Annotated in this window: 26 protein-coding genes, 1 tRNA gene and 1 riboswitch; of the genes, 11 read left to right on the forward strand and 16 right to left on the reverse strand. The window is 47.2% G+C overall.

From position 1 onward, the window contains the following. Nucleotides 1-65 precede the first annotated feature (65 nt). The 3 genes from CHH60_RS29060 to CHH60_RS29070 all read right to left on the reverse strand — a co-directional run bounded on the left by CHH60_RS29060 (nucleotide 66) and on the right by CHH60_RS29070 (nucleotide 3,259). Nucleotides 66-365, reverse strand: a complete 300-nt coding sequence (locus CHH60_RS29060) for a DUF6171 family protein (RefSeq protein ID WP_095362308.1) — start codon at nucleotides 363-365, stop codon at nucleotides 66-68. Between the two features lie 4 nt (nucleotides 366-369). After that, nucleotides 370-1,851 (reverse strand): alpha-N-arabinofuranosidase, encoded by a 1,482-nt coding sequence (locus CHH60_RS29065; protein WP_176476243.1) that lies wholly within the window; start codon nucleotides 1,849-1,851, stop codon nucleotides 370-372. 217 nt (nucleotides 1,852-2,068) lie between these two features. Continuing rightward, nucleotides 2,069-3,259: a WD40/YVTN/BNR-like repeat-containing protein gene (locus CHH60_RS29070; protein WP_095362309.1), complete on the reverse strand. Its 1,191-nt coding sequence runs from the start codon at nucleotides 3,257-3,259 to the stop codon at nucleotides 2,069-2,071. Between the two features lie 279 nt (nucleotides 3,260-3,538). Here CHH60_RS29070 and CHH60_RS30460 point away from each other — a divergent pair, with 279 nt between their 5' ends. After that, nucleotides 3,539-3,670 (forward strand): hypothetical protein, encoded by a 132-nt coding sequence (locus CHH60_RS30460; protein WP_255248120.1) that lies wholly within the window; start codon nucleotides 3,539-3,541, stop codon nucleotides 3,668-3,670. A gap of 389 nt (nucleotides 3,671-4,059) precedes the next feature. Here the strand turns inward: CHH60_RS30460 and speB are convergent, their stop codons facing one another. Next, nucleotides 4,060-4,929, reverse strand: coding sequence for an agmatinase (gene speB, locus CHH60_RS29075; protein WP_095293470.1), 870 nt, complete (start codon nucleotides 4,927-4,929; stop codon nucleotides 4,060-4,062). 14 nt (nucleotides 4,930-4,943) lie between these two features. Continuing rightward, nucleotides 4,944-5,771, reverse strand: coding sequence for a polyamine aminopropyltransferase (gene speE, locus CHH60_RS29080; protein ID WP_095362310.1), 828 nt, complete (start codon nucleotides 5,769-5,771; stop codon nucleotides 4,944-4,946). Between the two features lie 413 nt (nucleotides 5,772-6,184). On the opposite strand from speE, the gene CHH60_RS29085 reads away from it, so the two are divergent. Then, the gene (locus tag CHH60_RS29085; protein WP_095362311.1) at nucleotides 6,185-8,263 is read left to right on the forward strand and encodes a transglycosylase domain-containing protein; all 2,079 of its coding nucleotides are present in this window, start codon (nucleotides 6,185-6,187) and stop codon (nucleotides 8,261-8,263) included. Between the two features lie 198 nt (nucleotides 8,264-8,461). Here the strand turns inward: CHH60_RS29085 and CHH60_RS29090 are convergent, their stop codons facing one another. Then, nucleotides 8,462-8,965 carry a YwhD family protein gene (locus tag CHH60_RS29090; protein ID WP_095293467.1) on the reverse strand — a complete coding sequence of 168 codons (504 nt, stop codon included), beginning with the start codon at nucleotides 8,963-8,965 and terminating at the stop codon, nucleotides 8,462-8,464. A 101-nt stretch (nucleotides 8,966-9,066) separates the two neighbouring features. On the opposite strand from CHH60_RS29090, the gene CHH60_RS29095 reads away from it, so the two are divergent. The 5 genes from CHH60_RS29095 to CHH60_RS29115 all read left to right on the forward strand — a co-directional run bounded on the left by CHH60_RS29095 (nucleotide 9,067) and on the right by CHH60_RS29115 (nucleotide 14,101). Continuing rightward, nucleotides 9,067-11,058, forward strand: coding sequence for a M1 family metallopeptidase (locus CHH60_RS29095; RefSeq protein ID WP_095362312.1), 1,992 nt, complete (start codon nucleotides 9,067-9,069; stop codon nucleotides 11,056-11,058). A gap of 10 nt (nucleotides 11,059-11,068) precedes the next feature. Beyond that, nucleotides 11,069-11,911 carry a hypothetical protein gene (locus tag CHH60_RS29100; protein WP_141237000.1) on the forward strand — a complete coding sequence of 281 codons (843 nt, stop codon included), beginning with the start codon at nucleotides 11,069-11,071 and terminating at the stop codon, nucleotides 11,909-11,911. 260 nt (nucleotides 11,912-12,171) lie between these two features. Continuing rightward, nucleotides 12,172-12,309: riboswitch (cyclic di-AMP (ydaO/yuaA leader) on the forward strand. 3 nt (nucleotides 12,310-12,312) lie between these two features. Next, nucleotides 12,313-12,783 carry a C40 family peptidase gene (locus CHH60_RS29105; protein WP_095293464.1) on the forward strand — a complete coding sequence of 157 codons (471 nt, stop codon included), beginning with the start codon at nucleotides 12,313-12,315 and terminating at the stop codon, nucleotides 12,781-12,783. A gap of 291 nt (nucleotides 12,784-13,074) precedes the next feature. After that, nucleotides 13,075-13,587, forward strand: a complete 513-nt coding sequence (locus CHH60_RS29110) for a GNAT family N-acetyltransferase (RefSeq protein ID WP_095362314.1) — start codon at nucleotides 13,075-13,077, stop codon at nucleotides 13,585-13,587. A 154-nt stretch (nucleotides 13,588-13,741) separates the two neighbouring features. Then, nucleotides 13,742-14,101 (forward strand): c-type cytochrome, encoded by a 360-nt coding sequence (locus CHH60_RS29115; RefSeq protein WP_095362315.1) that lies wholly within the window; start codon nucleotides 13,742-13,744, stop codon nucleotides 14,099-14,101. A gap of 74 nt (nucleotides 14,102-14,175) precedes the next feature. Here the strand turns inward: CHH60_RS29115 and rbsK are convergent, their stop codons facing one another. From rbsK to CHH60_RS29130, 3 genes are all read right to left on the reverse strand, one after another. Continuing rightward, nucleotides 14,176-15,186 carry a ribokinase gene (gene rbsK / locus CHH60_RS29120; protein WP_441339421.1) on the reverse strand — a complete coding sequence of 337 codons (1,011 nt, stop codon included), beginning with the start codon at nucleotides 15,184-15,186 and terminating at the stop codon, nucleotides 14,176-14,178. Between the two features lie 18 nt (nucleotides 15,187-15,204). Further along, a complete protein-coding gene (locus CHH60_RS29125; protein WP_095293460.1) occupies nucleotides 15,205-15,501 on the reverse strand; it encodes a 4a-hydroxytetrahydrobiopterin dehydratase in 297 nt (98 codons plus the stop codon). A gap of 261 nt (nucleotides 15,502-15,762) precedes the next feature. Continuing rightward, entirely contained in the window at nucleotides 15,763-16,056 is a 294-nt protein-coding gene (locus CHH60_RS29130) for a hypothetical protein (RefSeq protein ID WP_095293459.1), read from the reverse strand. 235 nt (nucleotides 16,057-16,291) lie between these two features. On the opposite strand from CHH60_RS29130, the gene motA reads away from it, so the two are divergent. Then, nucleotides 16,292-17,092: a flagellar motor stator protein MotA gene (motA, locus tag CHH60_RS29135; protein ID WP_095362317.1), complete on the forward strand. Its 801-nt coding sequence runs from the start codon at nucleotides 16,292-16,294 to the stop codon at nucleotides 17,090-17,092. Next, a complete protein-coding gene (gene motB / locus CHH60_RS29140) occupies nucleotides 17,079-17,897 on the forward strand; it encodes a flagellar motor protein MotB (RefSeq protein WP_095362318.1) in 819 nt (272 codons plus the stop codon). The genes motA and motB overlap by 14 nt, the downstream gene beginning before the upstream one ends. A 151-nt stretch (nucleotides 17,898-18,048) precedes the next feature. Here the strand turns inward: motB and rluF are convergent, their stop codons facing one another. After that, nucleotides 18,049-18,750 (reverse strand): 23S rRNA pseudouridine(2604) synthase RluF, encoded by a 702-nt coding sequence (rluF, locus tag CHH60_RS29145; RefSeq protein ID WP_095293456.1) that lies wholly within the window; start codon nucleotides 18,748-18,750, stop codon nucleotides 18,049-18,051. Between the two features lie 18 nt (nucleotides 18,751-18,768). Then, nucleotides 18,769-21,108, reverse strand: coding sequence for an ATP-binding protein (locus CHH60_RS29150; RefSeq protein WP_095362324.1), 2,340 nt, complete (start codon nucleotides 21,106-21,108; stop codon nucleotides 18,769-18,771). A gap of 331 nt (nucleotides 21,109-21,439) precedes the next feature. Here CHH60_RS29150 and tadA point away from each other — a divergent pair, with 331 nt between their 5' ends. Next, on the forward strand, nucleotides 21,440-21,940 hold the full coding sequence (gene tadA, locus CHH60_RS29155; protein WP_095362319.1) for a tRNA adenosine(34) deaminase TadA: 501 nt from the start codon (nucleotides 21,440-21,442) through the stop codon (nucleotides 21,938-21,940). Between the two features lie 37 nt (nucleotides 21,941-21,977). Next, nucleotides 21,978-22,553: a GNAT family N-acetyltransferase gene (locus CHH60_RS29160; RefSeq protein WP_095362320.1), complete on the forward strand. Its 576-nt coding sequence runs from the start codon at nucleotides 21,978-21,980 to the stop codon at nucleotides 22,551-22,553. Nucleotides 22,554-22,624: 71 nt separating this feature from the next. Here the strand turns inward: CHH60_RS29160 and CHH60_RS29165 are convergent, their stop codons facing one another. From CHH60_RS29165 to CHH60_RS29180, 5 genes are all read right to left on the reverse strand, one after another. Then, nucleotides 22,625-23,719: a hypothetical protein gene (locus tag CHH60_RS29165; protein ID WP_095293453.1), complete on the reverse strand. Its 1,095-nt coding sequence runs from the start codon at nucleotides 23,717-23,719 to the stop codon at nucleotides 22,625-22,627. Between the two features lie 265 nt (nucleotides 23,720-23,984). After that, nucleotides 23,985-24,137: a small acid-soluble spore protein P gene (locus CHH60_RS29170; RefSeq protein ID WP_095293452.1), complete on the reverse strand. Its 153-nt coding sequence runs from the start codon at nucleotides 24,135-24,137 to the stop codon at nucleotides 23,985-23,987. Between the two features lie 23 nt (nucleotides 24,138-24,160). After that, nucleotides 24,161-24,337, reverse strand: a complete 177-nt coding sequence (locus CHH60_RS30030; protein WP_167301673.1) for a hypothetical protein — start codon at nucleotides 24,335-24,337, stop codon at nucleotides 24,161-24,163. 23 nt (nucleotides 24,338-24,360) lie between these two features. Further along, on the reverse strand, nucleotides 24,361-24,702 hold the full coding sequence (locus tag CHH60_RS29175; RefSeq protein ID WP_095293451.1) for a hypothetical protein: 342 nt from the start codon (nucleotides 24,700-24,702) through the stop codon (nucleotides 24,361-24,363). Nucleotides 24,703-24,885: 183 nt separating this feature from the next. After that, nucleotides 24,886-24,974: transfer RNA gene (locus tag CHH60_RS29180), tRNA-Ser, on the reverse strand. Nucleotides 24,975-25,026 lie beyond the last annotated feature (52 nt).

Genomic DNA, 25,026 nt, shown 5'->3' on the forward strand with positions numbered 1-25,026 from the left:
AAAAAAAGCAGAGCGGCACCCTAAAAGTGCAGCCCTGCTTTGTTACATTATAATGAGATCAAACGTTAGATGCTCGACCACCTGGATTCATAGGGGAACGGGCAGATCGATTCTACCAGCTTGGCACGAACCTGGACCAGACAGCCGCAATAGCGGCAGGTAGTGCCATATTGAAGTCCTGGGCAGTCTGCACATGAGGATAATCGCCTCTCATATTCCTCATCCTGAACGACAGGGCGCGAACGCGATGCAATCTCCACCAATCGGGCCATTTTGGACTCACTGATGTTGACAGCATGTTGATCACTGCATCCCTTACATGACTCCTGCTTAGTCCCAAAATGACTTGAATTAGATGTGCTCATCGCATTACTCCTGGATTGCAAGTACCCCTACAGATGCAGGCGGCAGGACAAAACGCAACTCCTGATTAACCAGGGTAACACCCTTCCAATCCGTCGGCTCAACCCGGTTCGGATCTTCAAATGTATTGAATGCACCAAAATCGGCATGATGCAGAATTCGACCAGATACGGAAGAAGATTCTGCCGCTTCAATCTGGCATACCACTTCCAGCTCATCTGTGTGACTGAGATTGCATGCCGTTACATGAATCACGCCGTCCTTACTGCGGGAAGCGGACAAGCTAAGCTGAGGAATGGTATCTTCACCAAGCGTATATCCAGGGCTCTCATAGTTCATCTCTAACCGCTGTGCATCCATATGAACCTGATACATATCAAACACATGATATGTTGGGGTGAGCAGCATACGCTCGCCTTCTGTCAGGACCAGAGCCTGCAGTACGTTAACGATTTGTGCCAAATTGGCCATTTGCACCCGTTTATTGTAGCGATTGAACAGGTTCAGGTTAATGCCTGCCACCAGCGCATCCCGCATTGTGTTTTGCTGATACAGGAATCCCGGATTCGTCCCTGGCTCGACGTTGTACCAGGTTCCCCATTCATCAATAATAAGTCCCACCTTGTAATCTGGGTCATATTTATCCATAATCTCGGAATGCTTCACAATTAATTCTTCCATGCGCAATGTACGCTTCAGGGTCTGGAACCAGGCTTGATCATCAAATCCGGTAGATTCGCCCTTATCATTCCACACTCCCGTCGGCAATGTATAATAATGAAGGCTTAAGCCGTTCATGTGCTGTCCCGCTTCACGCATCAATACTTCTGTCCAGTGGTAATTGTCCTCGTTGGGTCCGCAGGCAATCTTATAGATCTGATTATCAGAATAATTACGTACATATGTAGCATACCGACGATACTCATCCGCATAATACTCGGCACGCATGTTACCGCCACATCCCCAGTTTTCATTACCTACACCAAAGTAAGTCAGTTTCCATGGTTTATCCCTACCGTTACCCTTGCGCCAGTTGGCCATAGGAGATTCCCCGTCAAACGTAATGTATTCGACCCACTGCTGCATTTCATGGACGGTTCCGCTACCCACATTACCACTGATATATGGTTCTGTTCCTAACAGCTCACATAATCTTAGGAATTCATGTGTTCCAAAATGGTTATTCTCTTCCACGCCGCCCCAGTTCGTATTAATCATGCGTGCACGTTCACTTTTTGGACCTACGCCATCCTTCCAGTGATATTCATCAGCAAAACAACCGCCCGGCCAGCGAAGTACCGGAATATTCAGCTTCTGCAGTGCCGCCAGCACGTCATTGCGTATCCCTTCCGTATTCGGAATGGGTGAATCTTCCCCTACCCAGATCCCTTCGTAAATACAACGTCCCAAATGTTCAGAAAAGTGACCGTATATATTGCGATTTATTAATCCTTGATCTGAATTCGCCTTTAAAGTAACATCAACCATGATTTCAACCTCCCAAAATGTGTTGTTATCGCTTACAATAACTTGTTTTTTAACAGGTTTCAACCGTTTTTATTTTTACAAAAACAAGCCCTTTGCCAGCGTAATTTCTTTGGAAAGGGCTTGTTTATTTGGCAGATTCAACATAGACCTACGAAATGGTTTGTTTTCGTCTCTACTAGTGAATTTGGCTGGTTGTTATTCCAAATTAAAGGGCCATTTAATCCCGCTCTGAAGGTAACAACATTTTTTGTGCCCAAGAAGTTCCGCCATCTGTCGTTTGGTAAATGGCAGGTGAGTTATCACTCGTTACAACGAGCCAGCCTGTTTGGGCTGATGGGAAAGAGATGCGCGAGCTATAACCTGGATCTTTCAGATCGATATTTTTCCACGTGGAACCTGTATCATACGAACGTCCAACACCCACTTTACCAGCAGCAGGAGATCCACCTGAGAGATAAGCAGTCTGATCACCAATTAGCGACATGTTCCCAGGATGGCCCCCCGGGTCTGCCGGGCCTTTTCCTTTCCCTACATTGCTGCCACCCGGCGCAGGGCCTCCACCTGCTGTCGACTGAGCAAAAACCTGCCTCCAGCTTCTGCCTTCATTCCCGCTTGCATATAGGGAATACGATTGTTGAGACATGCCTGCATCACCATACAGGACAGCCCATACCTGCTTTCCGTTTGCATATAGATCTGCCCCATTCCATGTGGTCGAAGCGACTTTGAGAGAGGTTGTCCAGTTCTTACCCCCATCTGCAGTCCGGAGCAACTGATATCCCGAGCCAGGTACAACTTGTACAGCATAGCCTTGTTTATTTGTGGTGAAAGCCACCGATCTTGTATTTGCGGGGGTATGGATTTTAATCCAGCTTAATCCGCCGTCCTGTGTCCGATACGCGCCATTATAGGTGTAGCCGTAACCTTCATTTTTATTTTTAAAATCAATTCGCTTGAACTGCATACCAGGGGTATCAAGTCGGTTCCAGTGTGATCCCCCATCTGTCGTGCGAATAAGATACGTCTTGGCAGAATCCTTCATTTGCGCTAAGGCAAATCCATTTACGTTATTCGGAAAATCAATCTGCATGAACTGCCATTGTCCAGTATAAATGGATTGCCATGTACAGCCCGCATTCGAGGTGCCAATCAGGAACCCCTCCCCAGCAGCACGACCCGTTGTGTTGTTCAGGAAATCAATGTCTGTAAACTGCAGATGCTGATCTTCTACACCGCTGCCTTTCTTCAATGTAGCAGACAATCCGTGATCTCCACTTCCACAAGTGGATGAAGCTGCAACAGCACTTACATCGGCCTGTGCATATACTGGCCCCAATCCCCACGCCAGCGTTAAGGATAATGCCAATGTCCCAATCCGTTCCCATGTGATCGTACTCTTTGTTGTCATCGCGACACCTCCTTCTATGTTTTACCCGAATTTGCATGTTCTAAAGTAACAATTGGTCTATCAGCAATGACATTACTGCAATAAAAAAGCCACCTTCACCTACGATTGATATCTTGTAGATAAGGGTGGTCGTTCGTAAACGTATAGAACGATTCATTCATGGTATGCAGTAAATGGTAGAGACATGCGAACATACGTGCTATAATTGGTATTAAGGACTCTGAATATGGTGGATGTTTTCATGACCACGGCGCAGCTTCCCGAGAGGGGGTGACGTCGATGGTCAAACTTGTGGCGTTGCTTGATATGATCCGGTGGATTGCTGCGATTCTCAGTCTGGTACTGAGTGTACGAAGGCTATACCGTTGGTTGCGTAAAAAGTTTCGTAACAAGCGAAAACCCACCTCATAGGTTGGAGCCTGACGGTGGGTTTCGCTTGAACTAAGCTATCAAGTTTAATGCACGCCGTGGCAGTCCACAGCCTTTCTGGTCCTCAGAGTCTTTGTCGCTACCAACGACAAGGGCTCTTTTTATAGTGTATGGCCGAACCAGACCACCATATACTTCCCTGATGTAATACATCAGTAATTTGATATATTACCTATTACGTTGTAGCCAGTATAACATAGTCGTGAGCCGAGGTTCAATGAAGTGAACCCCACCCAATCAAATATTCCACTCGCTAAAACAGGATGGTGGAGCATCCTTTACAAGTGTCCTGATAACGAAAACACCCTCCCCTACGCAATATTGGACCCGCGCAGAAAGAGAGTGTTATGTTCTAACCAGTATTCGGGTTATTACTTCACGAAGCCAAGCAGCATCTCACGGATCAGCTTTGCCGCTACAATCTGTGTCTGTTGTGTTGGATCATAGATTGGCGCTACCTCAACCAGGTCACAGCCAACTACATTTACATCCGATCCGGCAATCATGTGGACGGCTTCAAGCAGTTCTTTGGACGTGATACCGCCCGCTTCCGCTGTACCTGTTCCTGGAGCAGCCGATGGATCAAGCACATCGATATCAATGGTCACATACACTGGACGATTGCCCATTTTCGGAAGAGCTTCCTTCATTGGAGCTGCGACTTCAAATGGGTAGAAGTTAATGTTCTCCCGGCCATACTGGAACTCTTCACGGGAGCCGGAACGGATTCCGAATTGATAAATATTTTTGCCGCCCATCAGCTCAGCTGCTTTGCGTACTGGCGTCGAGTGGGACAACGGCTCACCTTCATAGCTTTCACGAAGGTCTGCATGTGCATCAATATGAATCAGGATGAGATCCGGGTATTTCTTGTACATTTGTTGGATCACTGGCCAAGTGACCAGATGCTCCCCGCCAAGACCGATCGGGAATTTGTCATCAGCCAGCAGGCTGCCGATATACTCGTTGATCACTTCAAGGCTGCGTCCTGCGTTACCGAAAGGCAAGAGCAGATCTCCAGCGTCAAAGTAGGTCATATCGACAATACTCTTGTCGAGGTACGGGCTGTATTCTTCAAGTCCTACCGAAGCCTGACGGATATGAGAAGGACCGAACCGGGAACCCGGACGGAAGCTGACAGTATAGTCCATGGGCATCCCGTAGATGACCGCTTTGGAATTCTCATAATCCTCGGAACTGCAAATAAATACGTTACCAGAATAAGCTTGATCCAATTTCATTAATGATTTCCCCTTTATTCCGTTAAGTCTTCCACGAATTTAGGAAGTACAAAGGCTGCCTTATGCAAACGTGGTGAGTAATATTTGGTGTCCATCTCTGGAATTTGATTCTCATCCACTTGAAGTGGATCATGTTTCTTGCTGCCCATTGTGAATGTCCACAGACCGCTTGGATACGTTGGAATGTTACAGCCGTATACATGTACAATGGGGAAGATTTCTTTCACATCCTTGTTTACCTTTTGAATCAGGTCTGCTTTGAACCAAGGGTTGTCGGTTTGTGCAACAAAGATGCCATCTTCTTTCAGTGCTTCATGGATCCCTTGGTAAAAACCACGCTCAAACAGTGGTGCAGCCGGACCTACAGGCTCCGTGGAATCCACGATGATTACATCGTACTCATTTTTATGTTCAATAATATGCATATAGCCGTCATTAACGAGCACTTCAACATTAGGCTCGTCCAGTTTACCGGCAATTTCAGGCAAATATTTTTTGGAATACTCAATAACTTTACCGTCGATTTCGACGAGAACTGCTTTTTCTACTGCAGCGTGTTTGATGACTTCACGAATAACGCCGCCGTCACCACCACCTACAACCAAAACTTTTTTTGGATTCGGGTGAGTGTTCAGCGCAGGGTGAGCAGCCATTTCGTGATATACGAATTCGTCTTTCACAGTTGTCATCACCATACCGTCAAGCAGCAGCATGTTACCGAATTCCTCGGTTTCTACCATGGCCAAGTCCTGAAAATCTGTCTTCTCGCTTACATATGTCTGCTTAATCTTCGCGGTGATCCCGAATGCCGGGGTCTGCTTCTCCGTGAACCACAATTCCATGATCTCTACCTTCTTTCCGTAAAGTTATTGATCAGCCATATCAAGCATGGCGCTGCACGCCGCCCGGTTCGCACAAGCACGCCCAGCGTTCGGCGCCAAAGCATTAGGGTTGCTGGCTGCGGGAAAGGTCCGCGTTCACTTCATTATATAGATTAAATTGACCACAGCGTGCTAAGCGTCTGACCGATCAACGAATCAATGACAATTGGTGCTGTTCGTCTTTCTGTGCCTTTGTGTATGTTGTGCCGAACTGCTACTTTTCATTACCCTTTTGCATTATACGCGATAGATGTTTATCCTGCAAAACGGTTTTTTCTGCAGAAATGCTACATTTTAAACTGTTCAGCGGCAGACTGAATATCCCTGTCCATGAAATCCCATACTGGGAAGAAAAGAAGAAAGGAGCCCGTTCCATGACTCAACATCGCCAGAAAACCCGCAAACGCGGGTTCCGTTTATTGAAATGGATCAAAAGCCTCTCTCTGCTCGCTGTTCTCGGCGTTATTGCAACGATTGCAGGATTGGTCTATCTATATGCGACCAGCCTACCTTTAGCTGATTCGGATCGCAACTCAAGGCTACTTGATAGCCAAGGCGAAGTCATTGCCACCTTCTCTGCAGGCGGCAAGGATTCTGTACCTGTGCAGCTTCAAGACATCTCAAAAGACCTGGTCAATGCCACTCTGGCTGTAGAGGATCGCAAATTCTATGACCATTATGGTTTTGACATTCAAGGGGTGGGACGGGCCGTCCTCGTTAACCTGCAGCATATGGAAATGTCCCAAGGTGCCAGCACACTCACACAACAGCTTGCGCGAAATCTATATCTTTCCCATGAGAAAACCTGGACTCGCAAGGCCAAAGAGGCCATGTACACGGCACAGCTTGAAATGAAGTACAGCAAAGATGAAATTCTACAAATGTATCTCAATGAAATCTATTATGGTCATGGCGCCTACGGAATTGAAGCAGCTTCGCGCATGTATTTCGGCAAATCAGCCAAACAGCTCGATTTGGCGGAAAGCGCCATGCTCGCAGGCATTCCAAAAGGCCCCACCTACTATTCTCCATATAACCATATGAAGAACGCGAAGGATCGGCAGAAGATCGTGCTGGCCGCCATGGTCGATATCGGCAAGATAACAAAAGCAGAAGCGGACAAGGCTTATGAAGAGATGCTGTCTTTTAAACCGGAAAGCGAACGGAAAACAGTAGAAAGCGCGCCTTATTTCAGGGATTACATTCGCAGCCTTGCGGTCAAGGAGCTGGGCATTAGTGAAGCAATGCTGGACCATGGAGGATTAAATATATACACCACTCTGGATCTGCGTGTGCAAAAGGCAGCTGAAGACGCTGTAGCCAAAGGCATGGATCCGAGCAGTGAACTGGAGACAGCTCTCGTGTCCATAGACCCTCGTACAGGCTATATCAAGGCTATGGTAGGCGGCAAAAACTACCGTAACAATCAGATCAACCATGTCCTGGCGACGACACGCCAGCCGGGATCTGCATTTAAGCCTATTATGTATCTGGCTGCACTGGAATCCAAAGAGCTGACGAGTGCCTCTATCTTCAATAGCGAACCAACCCTGTTTCACTATGACAATGATCGCAAGACCTATAAACCTGGAAATTTCGGCGACAAGTATCTGGGGGAAATTGATCTAAGGCAGGCCATTGCCGCTTCGGACAATATCTATGCAGTCAATACAATTATGCAGATCGGGCCTGAGCAGGTTGTAGATATGGCCAAAAGTCTGGGGATTACAAGCAATCTGAGCGCTGTCCCTTCTCTCGCCTTGGGCACCTCGCCCGTGAGCCCACTGGAAATGGCTTCTGCCTTCTCCGTCATTGCTGCAGGCGGACAACGGATGCCTCCTGTCGCCATTCTGCAGGTGACGGATGCAGCAGGACGTGTCATCTATGAAGCACCACAAACCAAGGCCGAGAATGTGGTAGAACCCGCAGCAGCATATGTACTGACACGTTTAATGGAAAGTGTGTTCGAAAATGGTGGTACAGGGAATAGGGTTGCTACAACGATTAAGCGCCCCGTAGCAGGCAAAACCGGTACGACCAATACGGATGCCTGGATGGTTGGCTTCACCCCCGAACTCTCCACCGCAGTATGGGTAGGTTATGATCAGGGAAAATCCATCTCCACGTCGGATGGACGCCGTGCAGCACCGATGTTTGCCCAATTTACTGAACAGGCTCTTGCGAGTGTGCCGCCTAAGATCTTCCCTGTTCCCGATCATGTGGTCAGTGTGTATATTGATCCCGAGTCCGGAAAACTGGCGGGTAATGGCTGTGAAGAGAAACGGCTTGAGGTCTTCATTGACGGTACAGAACCGACAGAAACCTGTAGCGGAAAAACCGACGATACTGATCCGAAAAAGAATGAAGGAAGTCATGAGGTACAGAATCAAGAAGGAATCCAGGAAGAAAAGCATTCGTGGTGGAGAGACTTTAAACGTTGGTGGGTAGAATGACGCAACTACGTAATGACTTATTTGCGTCACTGTGATTGGCCGGCTTCAGGTTCTTTCTGAAGGTCAGTCTTGTTCAACTATTTCAATACCTCTTCCCACTTGTGAAGCAAAAGCCCCGAACCGATCATTTCGGTTGCGGGGCTTTTCATGTTCTTTTTCTAGAAAACAGCTTATAAGGCGTTTATCAGAAATCTTTTATCAGGAAAGTGCTTCTTTTAGTTCATCCGGAGAAGCGTTCCACCACTCTTCATTGTGTGTAATCAACAGCTTCTTGAGAGCAGCACGATCCTCTGGTCCAAGCTCATCCAGCATAAAGCGGCGTTTCATTGCATAATCCATCCGGTTTACATGGTCAGCCAGCAGCTTCCATCCTCGTTTTGCCTCGGTATCGATCCACATCTCGCACGCTGTTGCTCCACCGTACAATTGTCCCTGTTCTGTACGGTCCACAGCTACCCAAACCAACCATACCTGGCGACCGTTAGGTACATCTTCCCGATTCGTTGAAAACTTGATTCCACGTTCTACCTTGCTCTTTGCATGCATGGCACCAATATCAATCTTCGCCTCGCCATTATCAATAATAACCGGCGACAGGTTGTTCAGATCAATGGAGCCTGCACCGAAACCTTTATGTTTGCTCTTGGCACTTACGATATTCAAGGCAATCTGTTTTTTGCCGTTTTGCTCGTTTTGATCCATAGTTATAGCCTCCAAGGGTTGATACAAATATTTTAACTAATAATCGCCCCATTGCAAACATATACATGCTGTAGATGCTTGTCAACGGGAGGTATTTAACGATGATTCCACTACGCGCCAAGAGCTGGCTTACTGCAATTCTGGCCCTGTGTGTGTTTACCGGAGCCATATGGATCACTCTGGATCACACTCGTTCTACGACATCCGACTTGCCAACGCTCGCCCCGGAATTGGGCAAGCCTCCGGCAAAAGTCCAAACTCCGGCACCTCCAGAAAGTGTACAGACACCTACTGCTGAGGTGTTCAGCAACCGCGTGGTGGAATATCACATGGATGTGAAGCTGGTAGACGGCAATGTTTTGGAGGGAACGCAGACGCTGACCTGGACTCATCCGGGTAAAAAAACAGTCAGCGAACTTTATTTCCACTTATACCCCAATGCATTCTCTTCTACTGACACAACATTTATGAAGGAATCCGGAGGAAAGCTTCGCGGTGATGTGATGCCAACGGACGGTTACGGCTCCATGAATATTACAGAGATGAAAACAGAGGACGGGCTTTCTCTGCTGCACCGGATGCAGTATGTACAGCCGGATGACGGAAACATGAAAGACAAAACGCTCATAAAAGTGAGATTACCCAAGCCGGTCAAGGGCGGGGAAACCATTACACTGCATACCCGGTTTGAGGTCAAGCTGCCCAAAATCTTTGCCCGCATGGGGACTGCTGAAAACTTCGTTATGGCGGGCCAATGGTTCCCCAAACTCAGTGTATACGAGCCTGCAGGCACGCGAGGACGTACGGCCGAGGGCTGGAATCTGCATCAGTACCACGGGAATTCCGAGTTTTATGCGGATTTTGGCATCTATAGTGTGCGTATTCGGGTACCGGAAACATACAAGGTTGCCGCGACCGGGTTTCCAACGAAGCAGGCTGTTATAAAAAATGGCGAAAAGATCTATCAATTCTATGCTGACGATGTACACGACTTTGCCTGGGCAGCCTCACCTGACTTTGTTTATGCAGAAGAACCCTTCTCCGCTCCCAACGTGCCAGGTGTACGAATCAAGCTCTATCTGGACCCGGCCCACCAGGATCTGAAGGAACGTTACTTCTATGCAGCCAAAGCAGCTCTTTCGAATTACAGCAAGTGGTTTGGTCCGTATCCGTATTCCACGCTCTCTATCGTTGTTCCCCCGAAGACAGGCAATGGAGCAGGCGGCATGGAGTATCCTACCTTAGTTACAGCCTTCGGTGCGGACGATACTACACCAGGCTACGATCTGGAACGCACGGTTGTACACGAGATAGGCCATCAGTACTTCTATGGTATGGTTGCCAGCAATGAATTTGAAGAAGCTTGGCTGGATGAGGGGTTCACCTCTTACGCAGAAGACAAACTGATGGAACAGGAATACGGACTTATTCCGAATCTGCCCGTTCAATCCGGCTTAATTACTTCACCTGCCTCACTCACGCAGGAGTCCTGGAAGTTTGATTCCCAGAATCATTACGCAGCCAATGTTTACACAAGGGGCAAGCTTGTGCTGCTGGGCATCGAACAACAAGTAGGCGCCAAAACGATGGAACGCATTCTTTCAACTTATGTTAAAAAATATCGGTTCAAACATCCTACTTCGGCCGATTTCCAAAAGGTCGTGGAGCAAGTGACTCATAAGTCCTGGTCTGATTATTTTAATCAATACGTATATGGGGACGGAATGGCCGACTTCGCCGTGGAGAATATCCAGGTCAAGCCTGTTGAGAAAGACGGTCAAACGTTGTACGAATCATCGGTAACATTAGTAAAGAAAGGCAGCGACTACGAGAAAATCCCCGTTCGCATCGTTTTTGAAGATGGACACATCGTCGCCAAGGAATGGGATGGCAGTAACGGTCGAATTACGTACAAGTTAACGTACAGCTCGCCTGTATCCTGGGCCATGACCGATCCGTTATATACCGTTGTGCTGGAGAACCGTCATATGAATAACTTTTTGAAAGCCGGTCTGGATGAACCATCCAAGTTCCGCTGGAGCATGAGTGTAACCAAGCTCATTGAAGCTATATTCGGAGGTCTGTCATGGTGAGGTGGAGACAGTGAAAGCAAAAATACGTGAGGGCTGGTTTCTCGTCCGTCAGCATATGTTCATTGTGGCACTTTTGTTTCTCTATCAGCTAGTATGGGGTTACTTCATCTATAAAATGGTGCAATCGGCAGTCATTCCCTTGCTGCTGCGCTATCCGGACCCTGACGCTGGGGAGCTGAGTACCATTTTATTCAAAATGGAAAGCCAGCTCAGTCTGTCTACCCATCCCGAGGTACATCGTTATTTATGGATACTTGGGGCCATGCTCCTGCTCCGCATGCTGATTACCCCTCTCATTAAGGCAGGGCTACTCTATTCATTACAACACTTCAATCATACAGAAGAACGTATTCCTTTTATACGTGGGATCAAGGCACTGTGGAAACCGATGATGCTGCTTCATTTCATTAAAACGCTATTATTACTGCTGCCTGCGTACTGGCTGATCCCCAAGCTGTATAGTATCTTTCTGGATGGATTCCACTCGCTGCAGCTGCTGCTGCCAGGCATTCCATATGTAGCTGGATGGATCGTGTATGGATGGATCGTACATCATGCTTTGTTATATATGCAGTTTGGCGTCACAGCACCCGAGAGTCAGGGCGGGGTAAAAGGTACATTTCTCGGTCTATTGCTCGCCTTGCGTCATATCATTTCTCTCATTGGTATCGCAGTGGTTCTGGGAGGAATTCATCTGCTCATCTTCGGTGCCTTCACATCTGCGTCGTGGTTCCTGACAGGTCTCATCGGTCTGATCCTGCAACAAACCTATCCGCTCGCCAGATGTTTGTTGGATATATGGAAGATATGTGCTCATTTCCGCCTTTGGCAGTCCAAGTCCTCCAAAGGTTAAAAAGTGTAATGAACCGCTCAAAAATTGTTACCATCTTCATGTAAACTTGTGTCAATGTTTACGCTTCAAAAAAGCAAACCTCAACCTTTCCCCGTCAAAGGTCGAGGTTTTTTTTGCTAATTTTCTTGTTAAACGTTGCCAAAGCTTTACTCCTCTGTTACAATAATCGCAGTGAGTTTTTAGTAACAACTTTGTAATCTTTACCTTATGAATTGTAACTACTTAAAATTAAATCGTCATTTCTTGATTTCGCAGGTGCACAACTAGCATAGCCAAATTCCTGGCACCTGGGAAGCGGGGGAACCAGTTATGGGTGAATTGATCTTGCTACAGAGGGATCATAGGGGACCTTCAACCGAATCCTTAAGCTAACCTCGCAGGCGTTGGAAGGGGTATATCTCTTGTTCAAAAAGAAATTAACAGCAGCTGTCCTTAGCTTAACATTCGCACTATCGCTTGGAGCAGGCAGCGCATTCGCAGATTCAAAAATGGATAAAGTAATTGATTCAGCAATGGGAACTACATACAAAAGTGGTGGAACAACGCTTAACGGCTTTGACTGCTCTGGATTCACACGGTATGTATTCGAAAAGCTGGGCATCGATTTGGCTCGTCAATCCAGTTCCCAATTCGACATGGGTGACTCGGTATCCCGCATGGAAATGAGACCAGGCGATCTGGTATTCTTCAATACAACGGGTAAAGGGGTTTCACACGTAGGGATTTTCGTGGGTGAAGGTAAGTTTGCACACTCCTCGTCTTCCAAAGGAGTTACCATTAGTTCTTTGAGTGAGAACTACTGGGCCAACCGCTATGTTGGCGCTAAACGGATTATGAGCACGGACGCATATGAGTCACTGGCCCTCGACTAGGGACAAGCTGAGCAACATCATACTGTAACGAAGCATAAATCAACCGCCCGGTACATTCTCCGCAGGAATGTATCCGGCGGTTTTTTTGTGCTTGTTCGTCCATGCCCTTATGATGTTTTTACCCATCCTACTATAATATAAACGAAATTCCCGGAACTTTTGTTTCACTTTTTTTCAAGGAAGCAAAACCTTGCCAAATGCCCTCCTCTTTTGTAGAGTAAAATCAGGATTAAATATGAAATGACATATGTTATAAACGATTAGCGTATGACTAGAAGTAGCTTGTTCACAATGAAAGGAGCGTGCAGTGGTGTGGATGAAGCTTCTGTAACGTTTCACGTTGTGCCGATGCAAGAAGAACATGCAGCATTGATCTGCAGCTGGACATATGAACCACCCTATAACATCTATACCTGGCTGCCCTGGGAACAGATGAAGGCGCTGGAGGTTGAATTCGGGGACGAGCAGCTTCGAAAAGAGCAATATGCTGTTGTACTCGGAGAGCAGGACCAACTTTGCGGATTCGTTCAATTCTTTCCTCTTGAAGGCGTGACGCGCATTGGACTTGGTATGCACCCTGAACAGTGTGGACAAGGTCGCGGTACTGCCTTCGTCTCTGCGATCGTGAAGGAAGCCATTCGGCGGAACCCTAGTCATGAGATCGATCTCGAAGTGCTCACCTGGAATACGCGGGCTATTCGGGTTTATCACAAGGCTGGATTTGTCACCCAGGATACGTATGAACGACAGACACCAAGTGGTTTGATGCCTTTTTATTGCATGGTCTATGAAGGACCTCGTTAACCCTTAAACCGCATAACCAAAAGAAATTCATGCCCGTTTATGTGATTAGTTCAAAAAATTACCACAAAATGCTATGATGTCTTAACAGGTTCCGTTATAATGATATGGACAGTTTCAGTTTAGATGATCTTTCATTCTGGAGGGGACATAACGGATGCACAAATGGATCATGAGCGGGGTATTTTTTGCAGCATGCGCATTGGCTATTGTATTAATGTTTACGCTTCCAGGGAAAGAGGAAGTGGCTGAAGAAGCGAAACCAACCATGCCGGAAGTCGCAATGGATGCCGGACAGGCTGAAGCACTGGTCAAAGCCAATTGTATCACGTGTCACGGGGATCAGCTTCAAGGTGGCGTAGGACCTGCTCTAGCTAACATCGGCAGCAAGGATGATGTGGAGAAGATCTACTCTACCATTGTCAAAGGTAAAGGCGGAGGCATGCCTTCCTTCAAGGACAAACTGAAGGACGAGGAAATTGCCAATATCGCGATGTGGCTGGCCGAGAAGAAATAAGGATAACGAGATACGCAGCAAAGAGGCCCCTGCCTTCCCTCTCGGGAATGGTACGGGCCTCTTCGTCATATCGTTCAGCCTCTGGCTGAGTGTTCTGCCAAAAAGGCTTCCACTTCACGTGCATACGGCATCCCCGACTGGGCGCCGAGCTTCGTTACGGATAACGCGGCCGCTCCCATGGCATAGCCTACTGCCGCGTCCAGGGTTTCCCCGCGCGCAAGGGCTACCGCCAGCGCGCCGTTGAAACAATCGCCAGCGCCGGTCGTATCGACGGCGCTTACGGGGTAGCCCGGCGCACGGCAAGCGCCGGCACGCCCAGCCTGTACGCGGCCGCCAGGCGCTGCCGCGTACACAGCCCCCTCGGGGCCGAGCGTCGTGACGACAGCGGCCCCGAGCGATGCGGCGAGCTCTGCGACCGCCGCATCCACGTCTTCCGGCCGGAGATCATCCCGGCCGGTAAGCACGGCAAGCTCGCTGCGGTTCGGCGTGACCACGTCGACGCACCGCAGGAGCTCCTGGGGCAGACCCGGCACCGCTGGAGCCGGGTTGAGCACCACCAGTGCGCTGCCTTCTGCCGCCAGTTCGGCGGCGCGGGTGACCGCTGGCAGCGGGATCTCCAGCTGCAGCAGCACCGCTGCGGCTGCAGTCAGGCTTTTTACCGTATCCGCCTCTTCCAGCATCTCCGGCACCACTTGTCCATTCGCTCCAGGAATAACGATAATCCGGTTGTCTCCCTTGGAGAGCCAGATGGATGCTGTACCTGTTACAGTGTCTTCCAATACACGAACCTGCGAGGCATCTGCCCCACTATCCGTCAGACTGTGCAGCAAGCGTTCCCCAAAACCGTCCGAACCCACTGCTCCAATCATCTTGGTCTGTCCACCCAGACGTGCAGCAGCAACGGCTTGGTTAGCCCCTTTGCCGCCAGCCAGATAGTGAAGCTTCTCACCGCTTACCGTTTCTCCCTCTTCCGGGATGATATCGGTCTTCACCACGAGGTCCATATTGAGACTGCCTACAACCGCGATCAGAGGCTTATTCTGATTCATGTCTGACATGTATGCTTCCTCATTTCTTGGCAGCACAACGATAACCGATTCCGGCTATGTCGTCCTCATTTTCTCAAACGTTTCGTTAAACTGCTCTGCTTCCTTAATATCTACAGATGTAATTCCACCCTCATCCCACGACGTGAGACGCAGCGTAACCGTTGTATAATCAATCGTAATAAAAGGGTGATGATTAAATGCTTCCGAGATCGCGGCGACCTCATCCACGAATGCAATCCCTTTCATGTAGTTGGAAAATACGAACTTGCGGACAATCCACCGTCCCTCTTCTAGTTCCCAGCCTTCCAGCCTTCCCAGATGAGCTTCGACTTCTTCTTGCGTAAAAACCATACGTTATCTTCCTCCCCATAAAGACGGCACAAGGGTAGTCTCTAACCCTGTCCCTCATGCCATCCGAAACCTTGGTGCTACCACAGTAACCCCAACCGTCATAGGTTAGCCGCTCTGCGGCTCGCCCGTTTCATGACTCTCATCTTACCACGTACGGAAATCAAAATCCAATACTGTAAATGGCGTTAGAGCCAATAGCGGTAAGGCTTCCAGGCGTTTACCCTCCCGGCTTCCTCGCTAGAATTCGTCTTATATTCAGCCCTAGATTAGGGGTACAAATGTCAATTCTTCTTCCCCAATCAAAATATGAATGCGATGCTGCTCCTTGTCATGGATAACCACACCACTCCCTACAGGAATGACCGACTCTGTGCCCAGCGCATAGAACAAGTCCTCTGCCAGAGCTTCGTCTACTTCGAGCTGCTCGTTTTCACCCAAACGGGACCAATCCTCTGCATCCATTTCAAAAAAAACGTATCGGTCCGGAATGCGGCCGATCGCCTGTGTCAAATCTGTCAATATTCCTTCATAATCCCGTCCATGCTTTACGCCCATTGGCTTTTTCACTCCTGTTTGGCCCCTAAAGAGCTGATTTGTTCTTATTATACCTGAAAATAACCCTTAAAAAAAAAGGCCTTCTGGTCGATAAATACTATACATGACCGTTTCAGCTGTTACAGCATTTCTAAAAAATGCCATAGGTTAAACGGATTGCGGCCAAACATTCGCCCGGAAGCCCGAATACAGCCGCTTGAAAGGATTCAATTTTATCTCATGGATGAGGTGTATGATGGAAATTTCAACGATTATCGGACTAGTTTTAGGGCTGGTTTCACTTGTTCTCGGGATGTTCCTGAAGGGTGCTCCCCTGATTAATCTGGTTAACAACCCGGCAGCCTACGTTATTATCTTTGTTGGTACAGCAGCAACAATCTTCATGGCATTTCCAATGTCTGAAGTTAAAAAAATCCCCAAGCTTTTCGGGGTACTCTTCAAAAAGCAGCAACTGATTGACCGTGTTTCACTGATCGGCACATTTATGGATTGGGCTTCCACTACCCGTCGTGAAGGTTTGCTGGCACTGGAATCAAAAGTCGAAGAGATTGACGATCAATTCCTTCGCAGCGGTATGCGCATGATTATTGACGGCAACGACCAGGAATTTGTTAGTGATGTTTTGATGGAAGATATCCATGCCACCGAAGAGCGTCACCGCGGAGGCGCATTGATCTTCGCACAAGCGGGGATGTACGCTCCAACACTCGGGGTTCTCGGGGCCGTTGTAGGTCTGATTGCAGCCCTGGCCGACCTTAGTGATATGGAAAAGCTATCTCACGCGATTGCGGCTGCGTTCATCGCGACACTCCTCGGTATTTTTAGTGGTTACGTGTTGTGGCACCCGATGTCCAACAAGTTGAAGCGGATGTCCAAGAAAGAGATGGAGATCAAGCTGATGATGGTTGAAGGATTGTTATCCATTCAATCTGGTGTTTCCACCATTGCCATCAACCAAAAATTATCTGTATTCCTGACACCTTCCGAACGTAGACAGCTGGAAGAGAAGGAGGGATCATCAGGTGAAAAAGGCTAAAAAACATGAGCCGCATGAAGAACATATAGACGAGAGCTGGTTGCTCCCGTATTCTGACTTGATGACACTGTTGCTTGCCCTGTTTATTACGTTGTTCTCCATGAGTTCTCTCGATGCAGCCAAGTTCGAACAGATGGCCTCGGCACTAAGCAGTGCACTGAATGGCGGCGCAGGTGTATTGGATCATACATCCATGAATCCTACGGAAGCCACAACCGACCTGGGCAAAAACAAACAGGTGCCTGAAGAGATCACCAAGAACAAGTCTGCTCAGATTACAGATGCACAGATGGCACAAAAAGAACAGGAAGATCTGGAAAAACTCAAGAAACAACTGGACCAATATATTAGCAAAAACGGGCTATCCGACCAACTCAACACCAAGCTGAATCAATCTGAACTGAAGATCACCATCAGTGATAACGCTCTGTTCTCTTCAGGGCGTGCAGATGTGAAGCCTGAATCGCGATCACTGGCAAAAGCCATATCCAACATGCTTCAGGAGTTCCCGCAATATGAAGTGGTTGTATCTGGACATACTGATAATATTCCCATCTCGAACAGCCAATATAAGGATAACTGGGATCTAAGTGCGGATCGCGCACTGAACTTCCTTAAAATCCTCTTATTGAACGACGCGCTGGACCCTGCGAAGTTCACACCTAGCGGGTATGGTGAGTATCACCCGGTTGCCAGTAACCAGACCAACGTTGGACGAGCTCAGAATCGCCGTGTAGAGGTTTCTATTATCCGGAAGTATCAAAGCAATAACCCAACTGTAAAAGCAGTTAATCAAGCAAATTAGAAGCAAACGCAAGTTCAAAAGGACGTTTTTCTCTCCGGTAGAGGAAAACGTCTTTTTGATATGTGTAATAATTTAACCAGCGTGATATTAAAAAAAGCTCTGCCTTCTTTTCTTCAGAAAAGATATGCAGAGCTTACATGAATCGAACTATTTATTCCAGAGAGTAGTTCAGCAGGCTGCCCAATTCCGACTTCTCCGCAGCTGTCAGCTCTCTCCACTTCCCTGTAGCCTGTTCACCCAGATGAATATTCATGATACGTACACGCTTCAATTTACGCACCTCGTAACCAAAGGCACTGCACATTCTGCGAATCTGCCGATTCTTCCCCTCGGTCAGTATAATCCGGAATACTCGCTCAGAGATTCGAGTGACGGTGCAGGGCAGAGTCATTTCACCGAGAATTTTGACGCCCGTGCTCATCCCCTTCAGAAAACTTGGCGTGACAGGGCGGTCAACCGTTACGATGTACTCTTTCTCATGGCGTCCCTCTGCTCTAAGTATCCGGTTGACGATATCTCCATCATTGGTCATCAGAATGAGCCCTTCGGAATCCTTATCCAATCGGCCAATTGGAAAAATGCGCTCCTTATGCCCTACAAAGTCAACGATATTCCCCTTGATATGCTGCTCGGTTGTACTCGTAATACCGACAGGTTTATTCAGTGCAATGTATACATGTTTTCTTTTTTCCTTGATAGGCTGACCGTTGATCCGTACGTCGTCGCCTTCTTCCGCCTGACTTCCCAGTTCGGCGGTTACGCCATTAATGGTCACTTTCCCGCTCTCCACTAATTTGTCCGCTTCACGCCGGGAACAATAGCCTGTTTCACTTATAAATTTATTAATACGCAAAAGGTAATCTCACCTCATCTAGTTCTCTTCGTCTGTAAGTGCATCTTCCGCCTGATCTTCCTCTTCCACGCTCTCCGGGAGCTGTTTGGTAGCGGGAAGATCAATGATAACGGTCGTACCCTTGTTCATGACGCTTTTAATATCCATCATGCCCTTATGTGATTGAATGATGCGCTGACTGACCATTAAACCAAGTCCTGTTCCAGACTCCTTGTTGGTAAAGAACGGCTCGCCAAGCTTCGGCATCATCTCTTCCGGAATCCCGATACCCTCATCCTTAATTTCAATCCGCACCCGGTTTAATTCCTCATCATGATCAAGGCGAATCCGTATGCTGCCTCCGTCCGGCATGGCTTCCATACCATTCTTAAGCAGATTGATGAACACTTGCTTCAACTGATTCTCTTCACAGTGTACCATAGCTGAATCGGATGATGCATTTAATACAAATTCAACTCCATGCAGATGTGCCTGGCTATCCAGCAGCGAGATCACATCGCCGAGAATAAAGCGGATATCCCGCTCCTGGAAGTGAACAGCCTGTGGTTTGGCCAAGATCAGGAATTCGCCTACGATCAGATTGATGCGGTCAAGTTCCGACAGCATCAAGTCGAGATGACGATGATTCAGTTTGTTAGTCTCCTGCTGCAGCTGGAGGAAGCCACGCAGCGTTGTAAGCGGGTTGCGGATTTCATGCGCAACACCCGCAGCCAGTTGGCCTACTGTTGTGAGCTTCTCTGAGCGTCTGAGCAGCTCTTCCATTCGATTGCGGCTCGTGATGTCCCTCGACACACTAATCAGTGCTGTAATTTCACCCAATTCATCGCGCACAGGCGCTGTACTGACACTAACTTCAACCCGTGTACCATCTTTTTTCATCCATATGGTTTCATTCGAGGTAATGGATAGCCCTTCAATAAGCTGGGCATGCTGCTGCTTCATTTCCTCTTCCGCTTCAGGCGGGATGATCTTCAGCCTGCGGTTTTCGACCTCTCGGCTTCGCCAGCCATATAGTTGTTCAAATGCCCGGTTTACACGCAAGACCTTACCATCTAGATCGGTAATATGAATGGCATCGGCGGTTTGATTAATGATGGATTCCAGATGCTCTTTAACCGCCCTGTTCTCCTCATACATCTGTTTCAACCGGTTGGTATAGTGACCCAGATTGCGAATCATGGCATTAATCCGATTGGCCAGCTGACCCAGCTCGTCCTTCCTTCTTACTTTCAGACGGAAGTCGAAATGTCCATCCGCTACATCATTCACTTTGCCCAGGATGGATTGAATAGGACGTGTAATATATCCTGCTAACAAATAGCTGCCAAAGATCACGATTTCCAGCAGCACCAGCGATATGGAAGCATGACTGACCAATTGTTCCGATACCATGGAGGATATTTGTTTATAGTCCATGACAATACTGATGACATATGATGCTTCATTCGGAGTAAAGATTGGGATGAAGCTTTTTAACACCTTCTGCTCATGCGTTTCACTGACAAACGATACATTTTGCCCGGTTCGGATCGCCCTCACGACTGCCCGGTGGTCCTCATCTGCGGTACCATACTGATACGTACCAAAACGAATCGGTCTACTATTCAACTTGCTGTAGTTGCTATCCCTTCCATCGTCACTCATATTGGGACTGCCAAAAGTCAATGGATTGATACCCGTAATCTCCAAGATGGAAGGATTCACTTCACGAATTTTGTTCAATATCTCATCTGGACCAGAGATCTTCACATAGTCATCAACTTCAGCATTATTATAGAAGGGATTGATTATGTAGTTCCTCTTGCCATCATGATAATAACCCCAGATATCAATATCCGATGGACTGGACGTCGAGTACTCGAAACCATCGGACCAAAAATGATCCAATTTCTGTCCTTGAGTGATGGTAACCTGATGTTTTTCGAACAATTGCTTAAAGGCTTGATACCAATAGGTCATTTTCTTTGTGGATAAACCAACTTCGCGCGGATCGGAAGAGCGGGTTACAACGATATCATCCTCGGTTTGTTCCATGAGAGAGATATGCGATACCCCCACTTTTTTGCTTAAACGTACAAGTTCCTCATTTGTGATATTATTAATATCCGGGTCGAGTTCTTCTGCAGCCATGACTGAAGCAAGCCATAGATTATTACCAATCTGGCGTTTTACATAATCCAAACTATTCTGATTCTGTTCGACAGAAATTGCAATCTGTTTGGCCGTCAGGACCATCTTGGTTTCACTGTCCTGCCTAAGATTTTCCTCGGTAGTATAATAACTCAGCGCGATATTCAGAATCAAAATAACAAGCACCGAGCACGACATAATCATGGATAATTTCGTTTTAATAGACAACTTTTTTAGTTCACCTCTCGGCTTGTACCCTTTGGCGATATATGGCAAAACCTATCTCCATCATAACGGTTGTGTGTGATTTTGAAAAGGATAAATGCCCCTCGTCCAAAAGTTACCGCTTGGCTAAAAAGCTCGAATTTCATTGTTTTTTGTCTTTTTCGTGCCTACAATGAGATTAATCACTAAAACTATCCACAAATCCACAGGCTTGTGGATATCCTGTTCATAACTATGTGAGCAACTCGGTAGTTATCCACAGACTTATGCACATCATGTTAACAAACGAATATTTGTTCGCCGAATAAATGCTTTGGAAGGAGCTTTAACTGTAATGAATGAACACCCAATCTCGGTTGATCTTTCACATCTTACGGAGGAACAGCAGCACGAATTCTGGATGCGTGAAGCCATTGCTGAGGCGCTAAAAGCTGAGGCACTTGGGGAAGTCCCTATCGGAGCGGTCATTGTGCAGCATAATCAGATTGTCGGACGAGGATATAATTTGCGTGAGACCACTCTTGATTCCACTGCACATGCGGAGATGGTCGCTATTCGTCAGGCAAGCGAAACGATGGGAGCCTGGCGCCTGCTTGATTGCAGCCTGTATGTGACACTAGAACCTTGCCCTATGTGCGCAGGTGCCATTGTACAGTCCCGAGTGCCCCGCGTTATATATGGTACTGCTGACCCCAAAGCCGGATGTGCAGGAACTTTGATGAACTTGCTGCAGGAGCCACGGTTCAATCATCGTACTGAGGTGATTCCAGATGTCCTTCAACCCGAATGCTCCACGATGCTGACCCAATTCTTCCGTCGGTTACGCAAGAAGTAATACTTATACTTTTGATCTTGAGAGGAAGTGTACTGCTATGGCATTAACCCTGTATGATACCCCCAACGGAATTAGCCTCCGATTACTCACCACCGACGATACGCAAGCCTATCTTGATCTGATCCAGGTTACTCGCGTTCCCTACCAAGCTGTAGAGCCTCTTCGAGATGATGAGTTTTACACATTGGATGCTCAAACAAGGCGGATTCAGGACCGTCTAAAAGCCGCTGAAGAAGGTACAGGTTATCAGTTTGGCATCTACACTATCAAGGACGACCTGCTCATTGGACAAATCAGCCTGAACAACGTCTCCTATGGCGTTGCCAATTATGCCGATATGGGTTACTTTATCCATCCAGACTATCAGGGTGGTGGACGTATGACAGCAGCTGTTAAACTGGCTGTTGCCTATGCCTTCCGCGCCTTGAAGTTGAATCGTGTTCAGGCCGCAATCCTACCCACTAATGCCGGCTCCCAGCGTGTACTGGAGAAGAACGGCTTTCAGGCAGAAGGCATTGCCCGTAAATATCTGAAGATCAACGGAAGCTATCAGGATCACCGAATTTATGCCGTTCTTGCTGAAGATTTATCGGAGTCCCAACAACAAATTTAACCTATAAAACAACAAAAAGCCGCCCGACATAAAGTCGAGGCGGCTTTTTTCACTCATTGCTTGGAATGAGCTTAGTATCCGTAAGAAGAATTCATCAGTTCTTCGAACTCTTGCATCGTAATTACATTTTCACCTGTAGGGATGTTGATTTTGAAGGCAGCTTTCTCATTGATTTTAGTGTAGGTGTTGGATCCAGTAAAGGCCAACTTCACTTCATCTTTGGTATCCACTGGTTTGATCAGCAGATCAGCTGCAATCTTTTGGTAAACCGGGAAATCCTGCTTATCCAGTGCGAAATCGATGTTGAATTTGTTGATGGTCAACGTCTCTTTCAACTGATCCAGATCCTTAGACATTTCAGTCTGATCAGCTTCTGTGATGTTCAGATCTTCTTTGGCTTGATCAATATCAGCTTGATCCAGTTGCAGCATATCGCGGTATTCTTCTTTGGACAAGATGTCCAGCACTTTAGGCAGTGCTTTAGTCACCAGTACAGTAACTGCTTCTTTAACGTTGTCGTTAGTAACGGAGAATTGCACTACCTGCTTGGCATCTACACCTTCTGGCAGCTGTGCATCCTTAACATCTACGTTTTTGAAGAATTTGTCTTGGTCATATTCACTAAGAACAGCATCCATAACTTCATTGCTCAGTTTTTGTGTTTTGGCTGCGTCCATAGCATCAGGGTTCCATTCCGTACCCTCTTGCTCAGCCAATTCTTTCAGATCCAGTTCCAGGAACTTGCCAACCACCGTCTCCGGAATTGGGAAGAACGGAATGCTTGGCACTTTAACGTAAAGCTTCTCAGCTGTCATCACCATTGGAATGGTGAATGTCATGCCCATATCACCTTTGAGCTCAAGGCTAACTGTCATTTCTGTTTGCATTGGCTCGCTTTGATATACGCCAGTTACGTTAAACTGAGCATCCTTCAACATGCTCATAAACTGAGTCATCGTTGGATCTTGTTGTGACTCGTCTGCAGGTTTATAGCTCAATTCATTAATTGTGAAATTGGAACTCATCTCATACGAAGTCAGTTTAGAAGCATTGGCCGCAGCCGTCTTCAGTGCTTCTTTTGGTTCTTGTTTGCTGCTACATGCTGTCAAAGCCAACGATACCGTCAACAGCAACGTTAGAAGCAACGCCCCCATACGTTTAGTCATTTGTTTCTCTCCTCTCGTGATAACCCCAAAAAAGTAATTCAACATCAATGATATACCATTTATTCTGAAACGGAAACACGATTTGGGAAATTTGTGATCTTCCCACACTAAAATGGCTACAAAGACCTATGTTAGCTTTTCAATTCTATCTTTATCGGTCATTAATATGTATGAATACGCAAAAACCCCCTGTTAGGTAACAGGAGGTCTCGTTATGCATCAATATATATCTCATAATACAATACTGAAATGGATGGGTATTATCTTACCCTTGTGGGTTGTTATGATCCACATGATTTTGATTTTTCACTTTTTTGGACCCCGACAACGGTTCCTGTCCAGATGAATGCTTTTCCGGACGGCGATGCTGCTCAGCAGCTTGAACTTCCGGTACAGGTATCGCTTTTGGTTTGCTCATGCCAATACCCCCTCTTCATGATTTTAGGAATGGGATGGGTTCATATCTTCCGTTTTGTCATGATTCAACGAATCCTGATGACGACGATCATTGGTATCTTGCTGAATTTGCTGTGCATGATGGCTGTTCACGGCTGGCTGCTCCAGATCAGCAACAACATTCTGCAAGTTTTTATCGATCCCTGCCTTGGCTTTGCTCACTCGAATCACTCCTTCAATTGGGGCTATGTTCTTGTCTTGGACTGTAACGACTGGGCACATTCATGAATATGCCGTGTATAATCCTGAGCCAGCTCCTGAATGGGTTCTGTGCGCTCATCTGTCGTTTGTCCATCCCGTTCTACATCAATCAGTTGTACACTGACCTCACGGGAGTCCACATACGCGCATTTGAAATCGAATGAGTACATTTGGTGTCCTGCAGTCGCGATATGAATACGAATAGCCTTCTGATCGGCTTCATCTGCCATTACCTGTGCCTGATCGCCGACATTCAGTACTTCCGGCAAACGCTCCTGCCATGCGCCTACAAGCTCTGTCTGATCTATATTTAACTCGCGGTTCATCTAACCACCTCCACTCCTATAAAGTGCGGCGAACAAGATGATTTTATACATGCATATGGAGTCAATTAGAGCCTGCTGATGTCTTTAATAAATGAACCATGGCAGATAGCTCGATTGAGGAAAATGTTGTATGCAAAAAAGGACCCGAGCTTATCGCTCGAGTCCCTGTTATAAGTGTTGTTATGGCGGAGAGGGTGGGATTCGAACCCACGTGGAGTTGCCCCCTAACGGTTTTCAAGACCGCCCCGTTATGACCGCTTCGGTACCTCTCCAAAATTTGAAGTTTTATAAACTTGCCACGAAATAGATCATACCACATATACA

This window comes from Paenibacillus sp. 7523-1 (assembly GCF_002276415.1).
Taxonomy (GTDB): Bacteria; Bacillota; Bacilli; order Paenibacillales; family Paenibacillaceae; genus Paenibacillus; species Paenibacillus illinoisensis_A.

What these genes read in the sequence shown, in the direction of transcription:
- CHH60_RS29065 (WP_176476243.1), bottom strand. Translation starts at nt 1,851, where the DNA reads ATGGTTGATGTTACTTTAAAGGCGAATTCAGATCAAGGATTAATAAAT.
- CHH60_RS29125 (WP_095293460.1), bottom strand. Translation starts at nt 15,501, where the DNA reads ATGGTTTTTACGCAAGAAGAAGTCGAAGCTCATCTGGGAAGGCTGGAA.
- speB (WP_095293470.1), bottom strand. Translation starts at nt 4,929, where the DNA reads ATGAAATTGGATCAAGCTTATTCTGGTAACGTATTTATTTGCAGTTCC.
- CHH60_RS29060 (WP_095362308.1), bottom strand. Translation starts at nt 365, where the DNA reads ATGAGCACATCTAATTCAAGTCATTTTGGGACTAAGCAGGAGTCATGT.
- tadA (WP_095362319.1), top strand. Translation starts at nt 21,440, where the DNA reads ATGAATGAACACCCAATCTCGGTTGATCTTTCACATCTTACGGAGGAA.
- CHH60_RS29165 (WP_095293453.1), bottom strand. Translation starts at nt 23,719, where the DNA reads ATGACTAAACGTATGGGGGCGTTGCTTCTAACGTTGCTGTTGACGGTA.
- CHH60_RS29130 (WP_095293459.1), bottom strand. Translation starts at nt 16,056, where the DNA reads ATGGGCGTAAAGCATGGACGGGATTATGAAGGAATATTGACAGATTTG.
- CHH60_RS29110 (WP_095362314.1), top strand. Translation starts at nt 13,075, where the DNA reads ATGAAAGGAGCGTGCAGTGGTGTGGATGAAGCTTCTGTAACGTTTCAC.
- CHH60_RS29090 (WP_095293467.1), bottom strand. Translation starts at nt 8,965, where the DNA reads ATGGATCAAAACGAGCAAAACGGCAAAAAACAGATTGCCTTGAATATC.
- CHH60_RS29160 (WP_095362320.1), top strand. Translation starts at nt 21,978, where the DNA reads ATGGCATTAACCCTGTATGATACCCCCAACGGAATTAGCCTCCGATTA.
- CHH60_RS30460 (WP_255248120.1), top strand. Translation starts at nt 3,539, where the DNA reads ATGGTCAAACTTGTGGCGTTGCTTGATATGATCCGGTGGATTGCTGCG.
- CHH60_RS29085 (WP_095362311.1), top strand. Translation starts at nt 6,185, where the DNA reads ATGACTCAACATCGCCAGAAAACCCGCAAACGCGGGTTCCGTTTATTG.
- speE (WP_095362310.1), bottom strand. Translation starts at nt 5,771, where the DNA reads ATGGAATTGTGGTTCACGGAGAAGCAGACCCCGGCATTCGGGATCACC.
- CHH60_RS29095 (WP_095362312.1), top strand. Translation starts at nt 9,067, where the DNA reads ATGATTCCACTACGCGCCAAGAGCTGGCTTACTGCAATTCTGGCCCTG.
- motA (WP_095362317.1), top strand. Translation starts at nt 16,292, where the DNA reads ATGGAAATTTCAACGATTATCGGACTAGTTTTAGGGCTGGTTTCACTT.
- CHH60_RS29170 (WP_095293452.1), bottom strand. Translation starts at nt 24,137, where the DNA reads ATGAGCAAACCAAAAGCGATACCTGTACCGGAAGTTCAAGCTGCTGAG.
- CHH60_RS29070 (WP_095362309.1), bottom strand. Translation starts at nt 3,259, where the DNA reads ATGACAACAAAGAGTACGATCACATGGGAACGGATTGGGACATTGGCA.
- CHH60_RS29115 (WP_095362315.1), top strand. Translation starts at nt 13,742, where the DNA reads ATGCACAAATGGATCATGAGCGGGGTATTTTTTGCAGCATGCGCATTG.
- CHH60_RS29175 (WP_095293451.1), bottom strand. Translation starts at nt 24,702, where the DNA reads ATGAACCGCGAGTTAAATATAGATCAGACAGAGCTTGTAGGCGCATGG.